Genomic DNA, 19,428 nt, shown 5'->3' with positions numbered 1-19,428 from the left:
CTCGAATAGGCGGATGGAGGGAGCTGAAATCATCCTCGCCGGAGGAAAACCAGCAACGATACTTGACTGCCCTCTTTCATAGGCGGCTCAAAGCCGCCGCCGTGGGGTGGATCGTGGCTTTACGACCAGCGAACTACGCGAATTCTACTGCGGCCTACAAGCTGCCGCCGCGGAGAGGATCGTGGCCTTACGACCAGCGAACTACGCGAATTCTACTGCGGCCTCCAAGCCGCCGGGCGCGGAGAGGATCGTTGCTGAACGACCAGCGAACTACGCGAGTTTTAATACAGCCCCAAGCTGCCTACGCGGCATGGTTCGATGCTGAACGACCAGCGTAACACGCGAGCCTTGGTGCACCTCCAAGGTGCCTATTCTGAGAACAGTTTGGCGCATCCCGGCGCATAGATCAGCTCGATCTGGTCGGCCTTGGCCGAGTCCTCGGGGCTCAGGGGGAAGTACTTGCCCTCGGCTTTGACATAGGTCGTTCCCTCGGGCCCGTTGATCTCGCCCTTGACGCTCCAGATACGGCGGCTGTCGTCCTCGACCCGACCGATGATGCAAAGCGGCGTGTCCACGGGCACGGGTTTTAGATAGCGCAGCTTGAGCTCGACCGCCATGCAAATCCGCCTGCGGCGATAGGCCGGGGCCCAGCCCATCACCTCGTCGAGCAACGTGGCCGCGATGCCGCCGTGCATCACGCCGACATACCCCTGATGGCGCTTGGCCGGCGTAAACTCGGCGCGCGCGTGCTCGTCGGCGCCGCCCGGGTCCACGATACGCATGCACACGTCCAGCCCGTGTGGGTTCTCGAACCCGCAGAGAAAGCAGTCGCGGCTGCGCGGCAGTTCTATCGATCTGGCTGTGTTTTCCATAATCGCCCCCGAGGTTGTGCGAGTCGAATTATAACTCAGCCCTGTTTGTCGCGCCTGCTCACGGCCAGGATGCAGACCGGAGTCAGCAGCAGGTCGGCGGCCAGCGCGGCGATGATCGCCACCGCGCCGATCAATCCCATCACGCCCTGGGGTTTGAACGGGCTGGTCGAGGTAATCACGAAACCCATCGCCAAAATCAGCGATGTCGAGACCAGGGCGCGGCCGGTGCTGGTGATCGTACGGCGCATGGCCTCTCGCGGGTCCAGGCCGTTACGGCGCTCGCGCAAAAAGCGCGTTACCAGGTGGATCGAATCGTCCACCGCAATGCCGATGGCGATCGGCGCGATCATCACCGTGTTGGTGTCCAGCGGAAAGCCGAGAATTCCGAGCAGCCCCAGGCCGAAAAGGATCGGCGCGACGTTGGGGATCATCGCGATCAAACCCAGTCGCAGCGAGCGCGCGATGAAGATCATGATCAGCGAGATCAGCGCCAGGGCCAGGCTGATCGAGTAGATCTGGCCGTACATCAAAGTCGTGCTCAGGTTGGCGAACAGCACGCTGCCGCCGGTGAGGCGCATTTGCATTTGCGGTCCGAGCTCCTGCTCGCCGATCGTGCGCAAATCGTCCAGCAGCTTGTTGATCCGGCTGCTGGGCAGATCGTCGATGCGCGCGGCCAAATGCAACTGCTTGCGGTCGAAGTCGATCAGACGTTCGATCATCTGCGGATCGGACTCCATCAGCAGCAGCGCCTCGGCGGCCTGAGCACGGTTCTGCGGCAGGCGATATGCCGCGGGGTCGCCGTTGTTGACCGCACGCTGAAAGGTCCGGAGCGAGTCCAGCAGGCTGTCGATGCGCAGCACCTCGTCCAGTTCCAGCGCCCGTTGCTCGAAACGCTCGGCCGCGGCCAGGGCCTCGGGATCGAGAAAATCGCCCTGCTCCGTGCGCAGCACGATCTCCAGCGGCACCGGCGAGGTCACGTAGCGCCGCAGGAAACGATAGCCCTGAATCACCTTGCTGTTCTCGCGGAAGAACTCGGTGACGTAGGTCTCGACGCGCAGGGTGCTCACGCCCACGGCCGAGACGATGCAGATCGCCAGGGAGAGCGCGACAATGGTCTTGGGCCGCCGCAGGTCCAGATCGACAATTCGCGACAGCAGCCGCGACAGCGGCCCGGAGTCGAACTGCTTGCGAAAACGGCGCTGGGGCCCGGAGCTGAGCATTAAAACCGCAGGGACAAAGCTGATGCTGATCAGCCAGGCGAACTGTACGCCCAGGGCCGCGAACAGGCCGAAGGCGCGGATCGGCGGAATGCGCGCCAGCATCAGCGAGGCGAAGCCCACGCCGGTGGTCACGCTGGTCAGCAGGCAGGGCCGCGCCAAATGTCGCACGGTGCGCAGCACGGCCGCGCGCCGATCGTTGCGTTCGTCGGCGTAGTACTCCTCGTGGTACTGGGTCAGCAGGTGAATCGTGTGCGCCACGCCGACCACCATCAGCAGCGGAAAGAGGATCGTGCTGATCGTGTCCAGCTTGACCCCGCGCAGCCCCATCAATATCCACGGTCCAGCCGGACTCTCGGAGGCAGCGACGAGCGATTGGAACAGCCGATCGGCGTAGCCCATCAGCCCCAGGGTCCAGATCAGCGCCAGCATCACGCAGCTTAGCGGCACCCAGACCCCGCGCCAGGAGCGGAAGGTGTACCACAGCAGCCCCAGCAGCACGGCCACGGCCAGCAAGCCGAGCTGGACGATGCTGCGCAGGATCGTGCGCACGATCTCGGTTTTGACGTAGGGCACGCCGGCCATGTGGTGTTCCAGGCCGAGCTGACCCAGCTCGCGCTGTGCAATTTGTTCGATCGACTCGGTGATCCGCACCCGCAGCTCGGGATCCTGCTCGAGACCACTGGCCTTGCGCAGAAAGACGAAGTTGACCGCCACCTGGCCATCGGCGCTGACCACCATTGCGCGCGTCGCGCTATGGGACAGCGCGCGCCAACGCAGCACCGCGGCGGCCATCCGCGATTGCGGCAGCCGGTCCACGGGCGGAGCCACGCGCAGCGTGTCCTCGCGGCCGCTGATTATCGGCAGCGTGGTCAGGCTCAGCACGCGCTCCACATCGTCGATTTGCTGCAGGCCCTCGACGATCCGCGCCAGCCGGGCAAGGCCCTCGGGGCTGAACAACGCGGCGTCGCGGTAGGTAAAGACGAAGAACTCGTCGGAGCCGAAGGTCGGGATGAACTCGTTGTAGTAGTAGATCTTGTCCGGATCGTCGTCGATGATCATCCCCTCGAGGCTGGGGTCGATCTGGACCAGGGTCAGTCCGGGCAGTAGCAGCAGCGTTACCAGGCACAGCAGCCCGAGCACCAGGCGCGGCCGATCAACTAGAAACTCGGCGGCGTGGTGTTGCAATCTCATGGGGCTGATACAACGGGGCCCGCGCTAGGCGGGGCGGAGTATGAGGCGATCATTCCTCGGACTGTGGCGGCTCTTCCTCGGATTGCTCCTCGGGCTCTTCCTCGGACTGTGGCGGCTCTTCCTCGGACTGTTCCTCGGCCGGCTGCTCTTCGCCCTGCTCCGATGGCTCTGCGGACTCCTCGGTCTCTTCGGTCTCTTCGGGTTCCTCGGGCAGTTCGGGCAGCTCGAGCTTATGTTCTTTGAGTGTGGCGTTGAACACCAGCTCCCACAGGTTGTTGTCCTCGACGTCGGCCTCGGTCAGCGCCGCGTTGTGGGTCTCGACCAGCAGCTTGCCCGCCATTGCCGCGCGGTATTCTTTCTTCTTGCCGCGCTTCTTCTGCATCAGCACGTCGAAAACGCGGCCGCACTCTTTGACGAACTCGTCGGTCACCAGCTCGGGGAGCAGCTCGCGGCGCCGATCGCGCCAGTAGCCCTCGAAGTCCTCGGCGTAGTACAGCACTTTTTCATCGGAGTACAGGTCGCGCAGGGCGGCGTTGGTCTCGCGGTCCGTCACGTCGAACTTGGCGCACAGCGCCTCGGCGTCGAAGCGCAGTTTGACCAAGTCGGGCTCAGTCGAGAACATCTCGCCCAGCGCAATCACGTTGCGCATTAAATTCTCGACGTTGCCGAACTGCCCCATCATCTGGTGCTGCACAGCGTTGGAGCTCATCACCGAGTGGGCCTTCTTGCGACGGGCCGTCTCGGTCTTGTAGCGCTTCATCGCCCGCCGGGCGTTACGCTGGGCATGGGACTTGGTGTTCTTCTTTTTCTTCGGCATCTTGGTTTCCTGCGCAGTGAACTTGTTTCGTAGGTCTTAGTCCGAATCCGGCCGCACTGTCAACCGAACGATTCCTGTACCAATCGTCACTCTTTATTATAGTGTGCAAGTTTATTCTTGGAATACAATGTGTAAGTATATTAAAAACTCCCTAATGATAGGACTTGGATGCGGCAGACGCTGATCATCGGCGCGTGCGCGGTTGTACTGGCACTGTTGTACGTGTTGGGACAGGGGGGCGTACTGCGGCCCGACGAGGCGCTGCCGGTGCACCAGGCGCTGACGCTACTACACGAACATTCCCTCGACCTTAATGGAGTCGAGGGAATCGCGGGACAGCGGTTGGACCCGGGCAAGCTGCGCGACCTGTACTCGATCGAGCCGCCGGGCACATCGATGATGATCTTCCCCTGGATCGCCCTGGGCCACGGAATCGCGACGCTGCTTGATGTGGACGCCGCGCAATCGCTGGGACTGGCCGTACTCTTCGCCCGCGTGGGCTCGGCCCTGGCCATGGCCTGCGCCGTGGTGCTGATCTACCTGTTTATGCTCAACGCCAATCTCTCCTGGCGTGCCGCGCTGATCGCGGCCGCGCTGCTGGCGTTCGGCTCGCACTGCTGGCCGCTGGCCCTGGGCGCGACCAAGGTCCCCTGGGTTTGCATGGCTGTGGCGCTGTGCGCGTTCACCGTACACCGCGTGGTCAACGGCGACGCCGGGGTCCACGACTTCCTCGGGCTGGGCGCGGCCTGCGGCCTTTTCGTGCTGCTGGACTACCGGCTGATCGTGCTGCTGCCCGTGCCGCTGCTTGGACTGATCGTCGGACGAAAGAAGTCGAGCGACCAGGGGCCGTCCTGGATGTTGATGCTGCTGGCGTTCGTGCTGATCGCCCTGATTGCGCCGGGGCTGAACTACCTGCACTTCGGCTCGGTGCTGCCGCCGGATTACCGCGAGTTGCTCGGCGACCACGCGACCGGGCTGCGGCTGCTGTTTCTCGGACGCGGTGCGCTCGATCCGGATTTGACCCAGGCCCTGGGCTTGGGGCCCGATGTGCGCTTCCGGGGTCTGCTGTTCACCACGCCGCTGCTGCTGATCGCGCTGCTGGCGCTGATCGCGCGCTTCGAGTCGCCGGGCAGGCCGCGTAGCGCGTTCGCCGTAGCCCTGGGTATGCTGGCGCTGGGCTCGTTGGGCGCGGCGCTGTTCGCCGAGCCTTGGCGCGCCGATGGCTGGGACCTGGGCCTGCTGTGGCCCGCGGCGATGCCGATGTTCGTGTTGGTCGCCGCACTGCTGCAACGCACGCTGTTCGAGCGCTCCAATCGCGTGCTGCGCTACCCGGTCCTGGCGGCCACGGCCTTCTGCGCACTGGTCGGACTGTTCGAGACCGGCCGGGAGCTGATCCTGCTGCACCTGGGGCGCGGCCGTTTGGATCTGCCGCTGCGACTGATCGAGTCCGACGCACCGGATGCCATACGCGGCATGGGCCTCAAGGGGCTGGTGCTGATTTTGGCGGGCAACCTCGAGGGTGCGCTGCTGGCCGTGCTGCCGCTGATCCTGGCCGTGGCGCTGATCTTTGTGACGGCCCGCATCGCGGACCAGCTCTTCGCGCCGCAGTTCGACATCGAGAACTACGTGCGCAGCCGCGCGCAAGAGTGATTCGGCCAGTCAAAAGCTTTAAGCTGTGAACCTGTGAAACCAATGCTCCTAATACTGCGCCGTGTAGCGTACATCTTGGCCGCGGCAGTGCTCGCGGCCTGGGCCCTGGGCGTGCTGCTGCGTGCGCACGGCGCGTGGCACCGCGGTCTGGAGCTGGTGTTGCTGAGTTCTGCGCAGCTTGTGCTGCTGCGCATCTGGCCGCTGATCGTCGCGCTGCTGGGCCTGGCCGCGCTGCTCGGCCTGGGATCCCTGGCATATCGCCCCCTGCGGCGCGCTGCCTGGCTCTTACTGCGGATCGGCCTGTACTGCCTGGCGCTGGTCGCACTGATCGTCGTCGTTCTGTCCGCCCTGTTCGGCTTGTCCATGGATCGGCCGGCGTTCCTGACCGCCCTGATCGCGGCGCTGATCGGCCTGAGCGCGCGGCGGCTGTTTTTTACAAAGCGTCCGCGCGCGGCGCGAATTTTGGGCACGTGCTGTGCGCTGGTGGCCGCGGCAACGCTGGCAGCGGTCGGACTGGGACTGGGCCGCGGCATCGCCCTGGGCTGGAGCGCGGGCCCTCCGGCGACCCTGGCGCTGATGCTCAAACTGCACCTGACTCCGCTACTCGCGCCGGCGGCACTGGGTCTGGGCCTGGCCTGGGGCGCACGCAACGCATTGGGGCAAAGGCCGCGCAAACGCCTGGCAAGCCTGTGCGGGCTGCTGTTGCTCTGCGGCACGGCAGGGCTCGTAAGCTGGTGCGGCCTGACCCTGAGCACTGCTGTGCACGTACGCGACGCGGGCGCCGAGCCTTGGCCCGGAGTCAGACGGCTCTCGGACCGTCCCGACGGCTTCTGGATCGAGGCCGTTGACCAGGGCGTGCTGGCGACCTACAACCGCACCGGCGTGATCGCGCGCCTCGACCCGGACCTGGGCGAGGTGCAACGCGCCCAGATTCCGGGCAGCCATCTACAGCAGTTTGTACGCGATCCGAAGCGCGGCGTGCTTTTTGTGGCCAACCATACCGCTCCCGAGCTGCAGGTGGTGCTGATCGACGAGCTGACCCTACGACCCCAAGGCGGGCTGAGCACCGGCTGCCCCAAGACCTCGGAGCTGGCGATCGACGAACAGTACGGCCGACTGTTCGCCAGTTGCGAGAACCGACCGGCCCTGGCCGTGTTCGATTTGGAGAGCCTCGAGCTTCAGCGAAGCATCGCACTGTCGCAACGCGAGGGGCAGTACGCGGTGAGCGTCGGGCCCGGCGACGCGCCGTACCTGTGGACCCTCGACGCATTCGATGGTTGGCTGCATCGCCTGGACCGCGCGGGGCTGTCGCCCGCGGGCCGCGCCCTGGCCGGGTTCGTGGCTTTCGCCGCCCTGACCGACGCGCAACGCGACTTGGTGTGGGTCGCCCTGCCCCTGCGCTCGCAGGTGCTGGGATTCGACGCGCAAACCCTAAAACAGCGCGTGGCGCTGAACGTCGGGTTCGGCGCGCGCTTTCTGGCCTTGCACCCGCGGCTGCCGGTGCTGTTCGTGTCCGAGTACTTCAGCGGCACGTTGCGCGCGGTGGATCTTGAGAGCGGCCGCACGTTGTACGCGATCCGGCTCGGGCCGTTGCTGCGCGGGCTGTCGATCTCGCCCGAGGGCGACGCGCTGTACGCGCTGAGCTTGTTCGGCACGTTCCGTGTGGACCTCGCCAACGGAGTGGGAGCGCTGTGAACCGCAGGGAGCTTTCACGCAAGCTGTGGCTCGAGGCGCTGGCCACGCTGGTCGTGCTCGAGGTGGTGTTCTTCCCGCTGACCGCGATCTTCTACCTCTACTCGCGGCCGGTCTCCATCGGCTCGGTGGCGGCGATCGCGCTGTATTCTTGCTTGCGGCCGATCATCTGCCGCATGGCGGTATTTCGCTGGATCGTGCTCGCCCTGGGCAGTCCGTTCTATTTGCTGAACTTCATCGTGCAATCGATGATGATCCGCCTCTCGTGGCTCACCGGCCAACGCGAATCGATCGCCCTGGCCGTGGTCAGCGCGGCGTTCATCGTCTGCCGCTGGCGCTGGCCGCAGCGCGTCTGGCCCCTGGCGCTGCTACTGCTGTCGATGGGTGTGTTCGCCGTGCAGCTGCCCTGGCCGATTCTCGCGCTGTATTTATTAGGATGCGCGGCGCTGCTGCTCGCGGCGTACAAGGGCGCCGCGCGCAGGCTGGCGCTGCCGCTGCTCTCGCTGTTCGCCTTCCTGGGTCTGGTGCTGGCCAACGACCTGCGCTTCTACCTCGCGCCGGATTTGGGCGCGGCAAAGCGTATCGAGTCCCAGGCTTGGGCCCGGCCACTGATGCTCTACGGCCGCGGTTCCCAAAATCTCGAGGATCTGCTGGGCACGCACCTGCGCTTCGCGATTTTCAGCTGCGATGGCGAGCATCTGCTGCTGGGCAGCCGCACGTTGTTCGAGCGCAATTCGCGCCTGGTCAAATTGCCGATCGACGGCCAAGGCGCGGCCGAGTCGATCGAGCTGGCGGGCACGGCGGGCGACAACCTCGAGCGCGACTGCGCGGCCGGGCGCTACCTGATGCCCGACCAGGGTCTGGACCGGCTGGAGCTGATCGGCGACGATCCGTTCCAGCGCCTGGAGTCGCTGCAGATGATCCAGGGGCGGCTGGGACTGGTGCGCTACTCGCCGCAGCATTCCCTGGCGCTGGTGCTCTCGGACAGCCATCGGGCGATCTTCGCCTACGGCGTGGACCCGCTGGCCCGTCTGGGGCCTGCCGCTGATGATCCCGGTCAGCGGCCGCAACACCGATTTCGTGATCAGCCAGTCGCGCGGCGAGATCTACCACGCCAGCAACTCCGGTGTGCTCAGCGTGTTCGACCTCGAAAGCTTTGAGCTGCTGGCACAGATCGAACTGGGCGAGCCCGCGCCGTTCCTGGCCAACCTGGCGCTCGATGATCGCCGCGGTCGGCTGTATTTGACGCGCTTTCTCGGCGGCGACGTGCTGGTCTTCGACCTTGAGCGCCGCGAACAGGTCGATCGCGTTCAGCTCGGTCAAGGCCTGCGCTTCGTGGCGCTGGCGCCGGGCCGCGAGCTGCTGGCGGTATCGAACTACATGAGCGGAGAGCTCTACCTGCTGCGCGCCGCTGATCTTCAGACACTGGCCGTGCTCGACGTGGGGCGCAGGCCGCGCTGGATCGACGTGGCGGCCGACGAATCGTGCCTGGCGCTTTGCAGCGGGGCCGGCGCGCTGGTGATCGAGCTCGACGCCGTGCCCGGCGTGCCCCGCTATCAGCCGCCCCCGACGGTTGACGGGCTTGGCAGCGCCGTTGATCCTGGCGCATAATGTTCCGCTTATTTGCATGATGGGATATCTTCGACCGGAATGACGGCCGGGACGAAGCATCGATTGCCGAATGAAGTCGGCTAAGGATTGGGAGATCAATGGTCGCACGCGAGGACAACCTAGCCCAGATTTTCATGGCGCGCGCCAAGCGCCACGCACGTAAGCCGTGTCTGCGTTTCAAAGAGGACGGCCTGTGGAGCCACAGCACTTACGCCGATGTCGGCGAACAGGTCCAGCGTGTCGCCCTGGGACTGATCGCCCTGGGGCTCGAACGCGGCGACCGCGTGGCGCTGCTCAGCGAAAACCGGCCCGAGTGGGCGATCAGCGACCTGGCCGTACTCAGCGCCGGAGGCGTGCAGGCCTGCATCTACTCGACCAACACGCCCGAGCAGGTCGGCTACATCATTCGCGATTGCGGAGCGCGGATCTGCCTGGTTTCGAACAACAACCAGCTGCAGAAGGTGCTGCGGGTCAAGAACACCCTGCCCAGCCTGGAACAAATCGTGATCTTCGACCCGATCCAGGACATCACCGACCGCGACCCGCTGGTAATCAGCATGGCGCAGCTTTGCGACATCGGACGCGACAAGGGCGACCCAGCGCAGCTTAAGCACCGCATCGACTCGATCACGCCCGACGACACCGCGACCTTGATCTACACCTCGGGCACGACCGGCATGCCCAAGGGCGTGATGCTCAGCCATTACAACATCATCTCCAACGTCGAGGCGGTGATGAAGGTGATGGACATCGGCTCCAGCGACGTGGCCCTGTCCTGTCTGCCGCTGAGCCACAGCTTCGAGCGCACGGCCAGCCACTTCTCGGTGCTCTACGCCGGGGCCTCGGTGGCCTATATCGAGGGCCTCGATGCCCTGGCCGCCAACATGGAGGAGATCAACCCCACGGTGATGGTCGCCGTGCCGCGGATCTTCGAGAAGATGCACGCCCGGATTCTCGACGACGTGCACGGATTAGGCCGGACGGCCGCCAGCCTGTTTGTCTGGGCGCTGGGCATCGGCCGCGAAAAGGCGGAGCGCGAGCTGGCCGGCATGCGCGTGCCCGCCGTGCTACGCGCCAAGCACGAGCTGGCCCGGCGGCTGGTCTTCTCGCGGATCGCCGAGCGCTACGGCAACCGGCTGCGCTACTTCGTCAGCGGCGGCGCGCCGTTGGCCCCGGAGATCGCCGAATTTTTCTGGGCGATCGGCATCAAGCTCTACGAGGGCTACGGCCTGACCGAGACCAGCCCGATCGTCTCGGCCAACTGCCCCGACGCGATCAAGCTGGGCACCGTGGGCCGCCCACTGCCCGGAGTCGAGGTGCGTATCGCCGACGACGGCGAGATCCAGGTGCGCGGCCCGAACGTAATGCTCGGCTACTTCGGCCACCCCCAGTGCTCGACCGAGATCTTCGACCCCGCGGGCTGGCTGGCCACCGGCGACATCGGCCTGCTCGACGACGATGGCTTCCTGCGGATCACCGACCGTAAAAAGGACATCATCATCACCGCCTCGGGCAAGAACATCGCCCCGCAAAACATCGAGAACCTGCTGCTGATGGAGAAGAGCATCGAGCAGGTCAATATCGTCGGCGACGCGCGCAAATACCTCACCGCAGTAATCGTGCCCGATTTTACCGAGATCGACCGCTGGTCCAAGGAGCAGCACCTGCGCTTCACCAGCCGCGAGGAGACGGTCAAACACCCGGCGGTAATCAGCCTGATCGCCGAGGCCGTGGATCGCGTCAACGGCAACTTGGTCAAGTTCGAGACAATTAAGAAGTTCGTGCTCTCGTCCTCGGAGTTCTCCCAGGAGAACAACATGCTGACCCCCACACAGAAGGTGCGGCGCAAGGAGGTCAACCAGCACTTCCGGGACGAAATCGAGCAGATGTACGCCGAGTAACGACAGATCGACCAGCCGGCCCGCCCCCACGATCCCGCTTGGCCGCTGTGGGCGGCCGTTGCCGCAGCCTGCCTGACGCTGATCGTCGAGACCTGGTGCTACCTGAGCAGCGGCCCGTACTACGGGTTGGGAGTTTCGTTTCTCAACAACCTGACCGATCCGAATCTGCGCGATCCGCTGCAGGTGATTCAGCTTCCCGGGTTCTACCCCTTCGGCTACAACCTATGGCTGGCCCTGGGCTACCCGCTGTTTGGCATCGACTACCAACCGCACGTGCTGGCCGGACTGGCGCTGTACTGCCTGGGCATCCTTGCCGCGGCCCTGGCCGCACGCAGGCTGTTTCGCTCCAACCTCGCCGGCGCGGGCGCGGCCCTGGTCTGTGCGGCGCTGCCCGGTGTGACTATCTATTCCAAATTCCTCGCGCCCGAGGGACTGCTGCTGCCGCTGGTGCCTTTGGCGCTGTGGGCTTACCTGGCCTCGGAGCGCCTGGCTCGGCCGCATTTCGCCGCGCTGCTGGGACTGGTGATGGCTGCCGGATTTTTAACCAAGTGGAGCTTCGGCGCCTACGTCGGCCCGCTGTTTATCGTGCTGGGAATCGACTGGTTGGGCGCGCTTGTGCGCGAGCCGCGGCTGCGCCGCCGACGCATCGGCGGGATGCTGATCAGCCTTGGGTTGTTGGCGGTCGTGGCCGGGCCTTGGTATCTGCTGGTGTTCGACACGGGCGAATTCTCTCGCACCTCGGGCCTCGACCCGTACTTCCTCGAGTATCGCTACACGGCCAACCTGCGCGTGCTGCTGGACTACTTTTTACAGATGATCGGCCGCCGCGCCTGGCCGCTGATCATCGCGACCTGCGGACTGGCGCTGTATCTCACGTCGCGACCGGCGCGGCGCGGCGCGCTGCTGCTGGCCCTGGCCGGGATCGGCGGCCCGCTGCTGATCTTCGCCGTGCCCCCGCACCTGGATCACCGCTATTTACTGCCGTTGCTGCCGTTGTGCGCGATGATCGCGCCGGGCCTGATCAGCGGCATGCCCCGTGGAACCCTGCGCCGCGGACTGGGCCTGGGCGTGGCCGTGTTCTACCTGGCGACCCACGTGGCGGCGTTCGCCGCGCAACGCACTCATCCCCCGGCGTTCGAAACGATCATGGGACCCCAGCACCGCGGCGACCTGCTGTGGGGCGAAATTCAGGCGCGACAGATGCTGCAACTTTGCGACGAGCTGGGACACGCGCGCTTCCCGGACAAGGATCCGATCATCGTCGCCTCGCACCCCTACTGGACGAACTACCACCTCTGGCAGAACTACCTGCACTATGAGCATGCGGCCGATCCCGAGCTCTTCGCCAATCTCAAGCCGACCTGGGAGTACATCCATTTCCACAACGCCCTGCGCGCCCGCGACGCATCGCGCGCCGACGTGGTGCTGATGGACTGCGGGCCTGACGAGGACTGCCTGAACCGCAACCGCGACTACGTGGAGCGCTTCCTGGTGCTCGATTCCGAGGACCGCTACTCCATGCTGTTCGACCAAGAGCAGCGCGGCTTCACCCTGCGCGACATGCAGCGCGACCTTGAGATATTGGAGCAGGAGTACGAGCTGGTGCGGCGGATTGTGCCCGATCCGGGCAACACGATCTTGATCTATTTACGAGGGACGGACTCCGTCGCAATCGATCAGCAGGTCCAGCAGCACCAGGCGCTCCCCGACCCGCCGCGGCTTAACAGCGTAGACTGACAAGCCCCAGGCCCCGTCGCAGTCCGACTGCAGCACCGGCATCAGCGCCGGGGCGTCCGGTCCCGGACTCAGCGCGACCCGCGATCCGTTGCAGCGCGCGGCCAGCGGAATCTTCGCGTCTAACGTAAGCTCGAAGCATTGTTCCAAGGGCATCCGTCCGGCATCGTCGCGCGGTCCGATCACGCCCCACGGCCCACGCTGTTGCGGATCGTGACCCTCGTCGCCAAGCTCAAATCCCGTGCACCGGGCGTCGAGCAACAGCCCGGCCTTGACCCGCTGGAGCCCGTCCAGGTTCGCGGCCTCGATTGCCAAACGCCAGCGCAGTCGCCCATCCACTCGTTCCACGCTTTCGATGATGCGCGGCAGGCTCGACCACGCGCCCCAGCGCCGAACCAGGCGCAGCTCACGATCATCGCGTTGTTCGATCAACGCCTCGGACTCGAAGTGGAAGTAGCGCACGCCGTTCAAATCGAAGTCAAAGTACGAGGCGTCGATCAAACTCGCCTCATCGTTGATTAAAGCCTTGAGCGGATCGCCGGTAAAGCGCTCGGGGGGCGTATCGGTTGCCGGCGCAGGGAGTTGCGCATCGATCCAACGGTGAGGCGGCACGACCAGCCCCTCCACCGCGCGGTCGGGACGCACCTTGACCACGAACGGCCGCTCCAGCGAGGCCTCACTGAGCAGCGCACTTCGTCGGTCGTCCGCAAACAGTCCGGCGGCCACGGCGTAAGCGCCCCAGCCCAGGGCCAGCTCGGGCAGCACCAGCTCGACCAATGCCCCGCCCGCGGGAATCAGCGCGTGGCCCGGGTAGGCCTGTAAATCAAAGCCCGCCGCGCGCAACAGGCCGCGCGAGTTGCTGAGGATCTCGACGAACAGCTTGGGGTCGGCCACAGGCTCGGACGACGCGACCTGGACTGTCACCACGGTCTCGCCGCGCTCGCCGGCCAGGGACGGCGCATTTTCGACCTTGACTCCGGCGATGTGCGCAGGCCCGGATGCGCAGGACCCGGCGCGGAGCGGATCGACGCGCCAGTGGTGCCGCGTCCGCAGCAGGTGGAAAACCGTGGGCGCGGCCTGGTCCTGGGCCACGACCTGCACGTCGCGGCAAATACGCGCATCGCGCAGCATTGGGCGCGGACCCTCGCGCTGTTCGAGGGTCAACGACAGGGAATAGACCTCGGGCTCGAGCTCCAGCCGCTGGATCAGCAGTCCGGCGCGCGCGCGGCCGGTCTTGTCGCAGCTCAGCGGCGGGCTGAGCAGCCGCGTGACCAGAAATCCCGAGAGCCACAGCTCCACGCCGATGCGCACCTCGCGCTGGGGGTGTACATCGCAGGCAGTCACGCTGATGGACAGCGGCACGCCCACCGGGCATTGCCAGGCGCCGTTTGTAAAACGGCCGGGCTCGATCTCGTACGATTGAATTTGCGGCAGCGGCCCGGGGGGCGGCTGAGCTTCGTCCAGACGGTGCGGCAGCGGCAGCAGGTCGGCGCCTTCGATCAAAATCCGCTGGCGCGAGACCACCTGCGGCTCGGCCTCGATCTCCCACAGCACGTTATTCACGTCAACGGGCAGGCCGCAGCGCTCGAGGGTCTGCAACATCCGTTGCGCCCGGCGCTTGCGCAGCTCAAACGAGTTTCCCAGGCGATCGGCCCAGGTCGCCGCGGCCCAGGTGTCGCGCCCCATCAGCAGCCCCAGCTCGCGCGCATGGAGGTCGAGGTAGCTGTCGGAATTGATCAGGCAGGTGTTGAGCAGGCCCACGCCCACCAACGCGTCCGCATGGTCCTCGATAAAGCGCATGCCGGCCTCGAAATCCGCGTCCGACTCGCCGGGATAGCCGACTATCAGGTTGACCTTGGGGCTGATCCCGGCCGCGGCCAGGCCGCGAATCATCCGCGAGGCCTGCTGCGCAGTGTACGGTTTGTTCATCGCCGCCAGCACGCTGTCAACGCCGCTCTCCAGGCCCATGTCCACGTTGGTGCAGCCCGCGGCGGCCATGCGCTCGAAATCCGCGGACTCCATGCCCGGATGGACCATCAGTTGTGCGGACCAGCCGATGCCCAGATCGGCCTCGATGATTTTATCGCACAGCCGTGCCGCGCGTTGCAGGTCGCCGTTGAACACCGGGTCGAGAAACATCAGTTTGAGCAGCCCATGCTCGTCGCGGATAAAGCGCATTTCCTCGATCACGCTTTGTTCGGGCCGCACGCGAAAGCGCCCGGCATAGCGGAAATCGTTGCAAAAACGACACTTCCTCACGCAGCCGCGGCTCGAGAGCACGTCGATGCGCCCCACGGTGTAGCGCGGCACGTCGAACCCGGCGTAGCGCGGATAGGGGTAGTCGATCACGGGCGGCGCTTCGCGCCCGGTCCCGCGCAACACCCCCGAGTCGCTGATCGCCAGCAATCCCGGAACCTCGGTCGGATCCTCGCCGCGTCGCATGGCGCTCAGGGCATCGACCAGCACTGCCTCGCCCTCGCCGGCCACGATGTAGTCCGCTTGACGCGCGATCACCCGTCGCGCCTGACTTTGGTCAAAGAAGAACGGGCCGCCGAGCACCAGCTTGGAGCGCACGCCGGCCGCGCGCAGTCGACCCAGCAGCTCGCGCGTTACACGCAGGCTGCCCAGGCTCACCGAGAAGCCGATCATCCGCGCGTTGAGCGCGATCAGCCGCTGCACCATTTGTTCCAGATCGTCGTCCATCGAGGACAGCAGGTCGGCCGAGCGCTGAAGCACATTGCGCGTGACGTTGATCGTGGTGCGCCACATCTCGCGGCGTTCAGAAGGCTGCTTGTAATAGACCTCGAGGTTGAAGTCGATCACCTTGCTGCTCAGGCCCGCGGCGCGCACCGATTCGTCGAGGTAGGCCAGGCCGATCGGCGGCGTCTCCACCCCCCAGAACGGGCAAATCACGAGCGCGATGTCCAGATCGAAGTTGCGGCTCATGGCGCATACATTACATTAAATAATAAATGAAAAAAATTGGGTAATTACACTTGACACTCACCGGGCACATGGTTACGTTTCCTCTGCCCAAAATGGGGACAATTGACCTTTACAAGATAAGTACACTTAAACATATAACTTTTCACAAGTTCTGATTCTGAACGAAAGGAGACAACAGATATGAAGATCAGGCCGCTGCACGACCGGATAATCGTCGAGCGTCTTGCCGAAGAGGAAACGAGCAAGGGCGGGATCATCATTCCCGACAGCGCCAAAGAAAAGCCCGCTGAGGGCAAAATCATCGCCGTGGGCGAGGGAAAAGTCGGAGACGACGGCTCCAAGAGCCCGCTGGATGTCAAAAAAGGCGATCGCATCCTCTTTTCCAAATACGCGGGCACCGAGGTTAAAATCTCGGGCGATGAGTACCTGATTATGCGTGAAGAAGACGTCCTGGGCGTAATCGAAGACTAACGCCCACAGCAGTGTGAGCTAAGGAGAGAAAAATGGCCAAACAGATAAGATTCGGTACTGACGCCCGGACAAAAGTCCTGATCGGCGTCAACGTTTTGGCGGACGCGGTCAAGGCCACTTTGGGCCCCAAAGGCCGCAACGCAATCCTCGACAAGAGCTTCGGCGCCCCGACCGTCACCAAAGACGGCGTGACCGTGGCCAAGGAAATCGATCTCGAGGACAAATTCGAAAACATGGGCGCGCAGATGGTCAAGGAAGTTGCTTCCAAGACCTCGGACGTGGCCGGTGACGGCACCACCACAGCCACCGTGCTGGCCCAGGCGCTATACCGCGAGGGTTCCAAGGTCGTGGCCGCCGGCGCCAACCCGATGGACATCAAGCGCGGCATCGACAAGGCAACGAGCATCGTTGTCCAGCAGCTGGCCTCGCTCAGCAAGCCGACCAAGGACCAGAAAGAGATCGCCCAGGTGGGCACGATCTCGGCCAACAACGACGCGACCATCGGCAACATCATTGCCGAGGCGATGGACAAAGTCGGTAAAGAGGGCGTGATCACAGTCGAAGAGGCCAAGAGCATGGAGACCACTTTAGAGGTGGTCGAGGGCATGCAGTTCGACCGCGGCTACCTCTCGCCGTACTTCGTCACCGACGCCGAGCGGATGGAAATCATTCTGGAAGAGCCGCTGATCCTGCTCAACGAGAAGAAAATCAGCTCGATGAAGGACCTGCTGCCCGTGCTCGAGCAGGTGGCCAAACTCGGTCGCCCGCTGCTGATCCTCGCCGAGGACATCGAGGGCGAGGCCCTGGCCACGCTGGTGGTCAACAAGATTCGCGGCACCCTGCAGGTGGCAGCCGTCAAGGCCCCGGGCTTCGGCGACCGCCGCAAGGCAATGCTCGAGGACATCGCGATCCTCACCGGCGGCAAAGTGATCGCCGAGGAGCTGGGCATCAAGCTCGAGAGCGTGACCCTCAACGACCTGGGCAAGGCCAAACGCATCGTGATCGACAAGGACAACACCACGATCGTCGACGGCGCGGGCACCAAGCAAGATATCGAAGGCCGCGTCAAGCAGATCCGCGCGCAGGTCGAGGACACCACCTCGGACTACGACCGTGAGAAGCTGCAGGAGCGCCTGGCCAAGTTGATCGGCGGCGTGGCCGTGATCAACGTCGGCGCCGCGACCGAGATCGAGATGAAAGAGAAGAAGGCCCGCGTGGAAGACGCTCTCAACGCCACTCGCGCGGCCGTTGAAGAGGGCATCGTCCCCGGTGGCGGCGTGGCCTATTTGCGCGCCCTGCCCGAACTGGACAAGCTCGAGCTCGACAGCGACCAGCAGGCCGGTGTGAACATCGTCAAGCGCGCCCTGGAGGAGCCGATCCGCCAGATCGTGGCCAACGCCGGCCTCGAGGGCTCGGTGGTGGTCGACAAGGTCAAGAACGAGACGGGTTCCTTCGGATTCGACGCCTCGGCCGAGGAGTACACGGACATGATCAAGGCCGGGATCATCGACCCGACCAAGGTCACTCGCACCGCACTGCAGAACGCATCGAGCGTGGCCGGCATGCTGCTGACCACCGAGGTGATGATCACCGACAAGCCCGAAGAGAACGCGGGCGGTGGTCCGGCGATGCCTCCGGGCGGTATGGGCGGAATGGGTGGAATGGGCGGCATGGGCGGCATGATGTAACCCACGCTCCAAATGTAATCTACAGGGCCGCCCGACCGGGCGGCCCTTTTTTATTGGGGAGGCAATAATATTGGTTTAGAAATATTTGAGTACGCACTCGCGTGGGGCACCCCTATGGTGCCCTGATTCGCGGTTTGTTGTATTCTCTTGCGGAAAATGAAGAGCGACATTGAATATTCTGGCCGCGATCGGCATATCGACGGTGTTGGCCGCAAAGATTTGAGCGGCGCCACTGACGAGGAACTGATGCGGACTTTCGCCCAAACTGGCGATAAACAGGCTTTCACCGAGCTGATGAAGCGCCACAAGGCGCGGGCCTACCGCTACTGCCTAACGATTCTGCGCGATCACGACGAGGCGATGGACGCATCCCAGGACGGATTCATGCGCGTGTTTCAGGCGCGCAAAACCTTCCAATTGGATCGTCCGTTCAACCCCTGGTTCCACCGCATCCTGCGCAACTGCGCACTGGGACGCGTGCGTCAGACCAAACGTCGGCGCAAGGCCGGCGACGACGAGCTGCTGGTGGCGCAGGCCGCGGGACCGGACTGTGATCCGCAAAAGCGCGCCGAGGCGTTGCAGCTGTTGCAGGCGCTCTCGGGCCTGAGCCCGGCGCACCAGGAGATTCTGGCCCTGCGCTGTGTCGATGGGCTGAGCTACGAGCAGATCGCCCAGCGTCTGGAAATTCCCAAAGGGACCGTGATGTCCAGGCTCTACCACGCCCGCGAGGCGTTGAGGAAGAAACATGGGCTGTGAGGAAGGCGTCTTAATCTCGGGGCTGGTCGACGGCGAGCTCGACCAGGCGCAGCTCGCGCAGGCCAAGGCTCACCTCGAACAGTGCGCCGACTGCCGCGCGCTTTACCAGGACCTGCTCTCACAACAGGAGACAATGCAGATGCTCTTCGCCCGCGAGAACGACCAGCGGCTCGATGATTTCGAGCACGGAGTTTACGCGCGGCTGGAACGCCGCATCGGCTGGGTGCTGCTCTCGATCGCCGCGACTTTGCTGCTGGCGGCCGGGTGCATCGCCCTGGTGCGCGACCTGATTTTCAACCCCGAGCTGTCGCTGCTGGTCAGGATCAGCGTGCCGGTGGGGCTGGTCGGCCTGGCCGTACTCGGCGTCTCGGCCCTGCGTCAGCGGCTGACAACGCTCAAGCACGATCCATACAGGGAGATCGAAAGATGATTATCACCACAACCGAGAACGTGGCGGGTAAACCGGTAGTCCAGACTCTGGGGATGGTGCGCGGCAACACGATCCGCGCCAGGAACGTGGGCCGCGACATTCTGGCGGTGTTTCGCAACCTGATCGGCGGCGAGATCACCGACTACACCAAGATGCTCGCCCAGAGCCGCGAACAAGCTCTGGACCGGATGGTTCTTCAGGCCGAACAACTGGGGGCCGACGCGGTGGTGATGGTGCGTTTCGCCACCTCCGAGGTGATGTCCGGCGCAGCCGAGCTGTTGGCATACGGCACGGCGGTTAAATTCGCCGACCAGTAAGGCACCTTTGAGCCGCCTATGAAAGAGGGCAGTCAAGTATCGTTGCTGGTTTTCCTCCGGCGAGGATGATTTCAGCTCCCTCCATCCGCCTATTCGAGGTCTTGCGCCTCAGATCATCGTTCGAACGGCCGT

Annotated in this window: 15 protein-coding genes; 11 read left to right on the top strand and 4 right to left on the bottom strand. The window is 64.5% G+C overall.

What is annotated here, in order from left to right:
- Positions 1-368: 368 nt before the first annotated feature.
- The 3 genes from P9M14_16080 to P9M14_16070 are packed head-to-tail and all read right to left on the bottom strand — an operon-like array spanning position 369 to position 4,100.
- Positions 369-872, bottom strand: coding sequence for a PaaI family thioesterase (locus tag P9M14_16080; GenBank protein ID MDP8257265.1), 504 nt, complete (start codon positions 870-872; stop codon positions 369-371).
- Between the two features lie 35 nt (positions 873-907).
- The gene (locus tag P9M14_16075) at positions 908-3,283 is read right to left on the bottom strand and encodes an MMPL family transporter (GenBank protein MDP8257264.1); all 2,376 of its coding nucleotides are present in this window, start codon (positions 3,281-3,283) and stop codon (positions 908-910) included.
- Positions 3,284-3,332: 49 nt separating this feature from the next.
- Positions 3,333-4,100, bottom strand: a complete 768-nt coding sequence (locus P9M14_16070) for a hypothetical protein (protein MDP8257263.1) — start codon at positions 4,098-4,100, stop codon at positions 3,333-3,335.
- 168 nt (positions 4,101-4,268) lie between these two features.
- Between P9M14_16070 and P9M14_16065 the strand changes: the two genes are divergently transcribed.
- The 6 genes from P9M14_16065 (at position 4,269) to P9M14_16040 (ending at position 12,691) form a co-directional block, all read left to right on the top strand.
- On the top strand, positions 4,269-5,750 hold the full coding sequence (locus P9M14_16065) for a hypothetical protein (GenBank protein MDP8257262.1): 1,482 nt from the start codon (positions 4,269-4,271) through the stop codon (positions 5,748-5,750).
- 42 nt (positions 5,751-5,792) lie between these two features.
- Complete coding sequence (locus P9M14_16060) at positions 5,793-7,445, top strand: hypothetical protein (protein ID MDP8257261.1); 1,653 nt, start codon at positions 5,793-5,795, stop codon at positions 7,443-7,445.
- Positions 7,442-8,602, top strand: a complete 1,161-nt coding sequence (locus tag P9M14_16055; protein ID MDP8257260.1) for a hypothetical protein — start codon at positions 7,442-7,444, stop codon at positions 8,600-8,602. The genes P9M14_16060 and P9M14_16055 overlap by 4 nt, the downstream gene beginning before the upstream one ends.
- Positions 8,490-9,053 carry a hypothetical protein gene (locus P9M14_16050; protein ID MDP8257259.1) on the top strand — a complete coding sequence of 188 codons (564 nt, stop codon included), beginning with the start codon at positions 8,490-8,492 and terminating at the stop codon, positions 9,051-9,053. Before P9M14_16055 ends, P9M14_16050 begins: the two co-directional genes overlap by 113 nt.
- 98 nt (positions 9,054-9,151) lie before the next feature.
- Positions 9,152-10,954, top strand: coding sequence for a long-chain fatty acid--CoA ligase (locus P9M14_16045; GenBank protein MDP8257258.1), 1,803 nt, complete (start codon positions 9,152-9,154; stop codon positions 10,952-10,954).
- A 126-nt stretch (positions 10,955-11,080) separates the two neighbouring features.
- Positions 11,081-12,691 (top strand): glycosyltransferase family 39 protein, encoded by a 1,611-nt coding sequence (locus tag P9M14_16040; protein ID MDP8257257.1) that lies wholly within the window; start codon positions 11,081-11,083, stop codon positions 12,689-12,691.
- Here P9M14_16040 and P9M14_16035 read toward each other — a convergent pair.
- Positions 12,602-15,634 (bottom strand): radical SAM protein, encoded by a 3,033-nt coding sequence (locus P9M14_16035; protein MDP8257256.1) that lies wholly within the window; start codon positions 15,632-15,634, stop codon positions 12,602-12,604. The genes P9M14_16040 and P9M14_16035 overlap by 90 nt on opposite strands.
- A 180-nt stretch (positions 15,635-15,814) precedes the next feature.
- Here P9M14_16035 and groES point away from each other — a divergent pair, with 180 nt between their 5' ends.
- From groES to P9M14_16010, 5 genes are all read left to right on the top strand, one after another.
- Positions 15,815-16,105, top strand: a complete 291-nt coding sequence (gene groES / locus P9M14_16030) for a co-chaperone GroES (GenBank protein ID MDP8257255.1) — start codon at positions 15,815-15,817, stop codon at positions 16,103-16,105.
- A 32-nt stretch (positions 16,106-16,137) separates the two neighbouring features.
- A complete protein-coding gene (gene groL / locus P9M14_16025; protein ID MDP8257254.1) occupies positions 16,138-17,793 on the top strand; it encodes a chaperonin GroEL in 1,656 nt (551 codons plus the stop codon).
- 246 nt (positions 17,794-18,039) lie between these two features.
- Positions 18,040-18,549: an RNA polymerase sigma factor gene (locus P9M14_16020; protein ID MDP8257253.1), complete on the top strand. Its 510-nt coding sequence runs from the start codon at positions 18,040-18,042 to the stop codon at positions 18,547-18,549.
- Entirely contained in the window at positions 18,539-18,979 is a 441-nt protein-coding gene (locus P9M14_16015; protein ID MDP8257252.1) for a zf-HC2 domain-containing protein, read from the top strand. The genes P9M14_16020 and P9M14_16015 overlap by 11 nt, the downstream gene beginning before the upstream one ends.
- A complete protein-coding gene (locus P9M14_16010; GenBank protein ID MDP8257251.1) occupies positions 18,976-19,296 on the top strand; it encodes a YbjQ family protein in 321 nt (106 codons plus the stop codon). The genes P9M14_16015 and P9M14_16010 overlap by 4 nt, the downstream gene beginning before the upstream one ends.
- Positions 19,297-19,428 lie beyond the last annotated feature (132 nt).

The organism is Candidatus Alcyoniella australis (assembly GCA_030765605.1).
GTDB classification, from domain to species: Bacteria; Lernaellota; Lernaellaia; order JAVCCG01; family Alcyoniellaceae; genus Alcyoniella; species Alcyoniella australis.
Note: the sequence above shows the minus strand (reverse complement) of the source record. Positions and strands in the feature narration are given on the sequence as shown.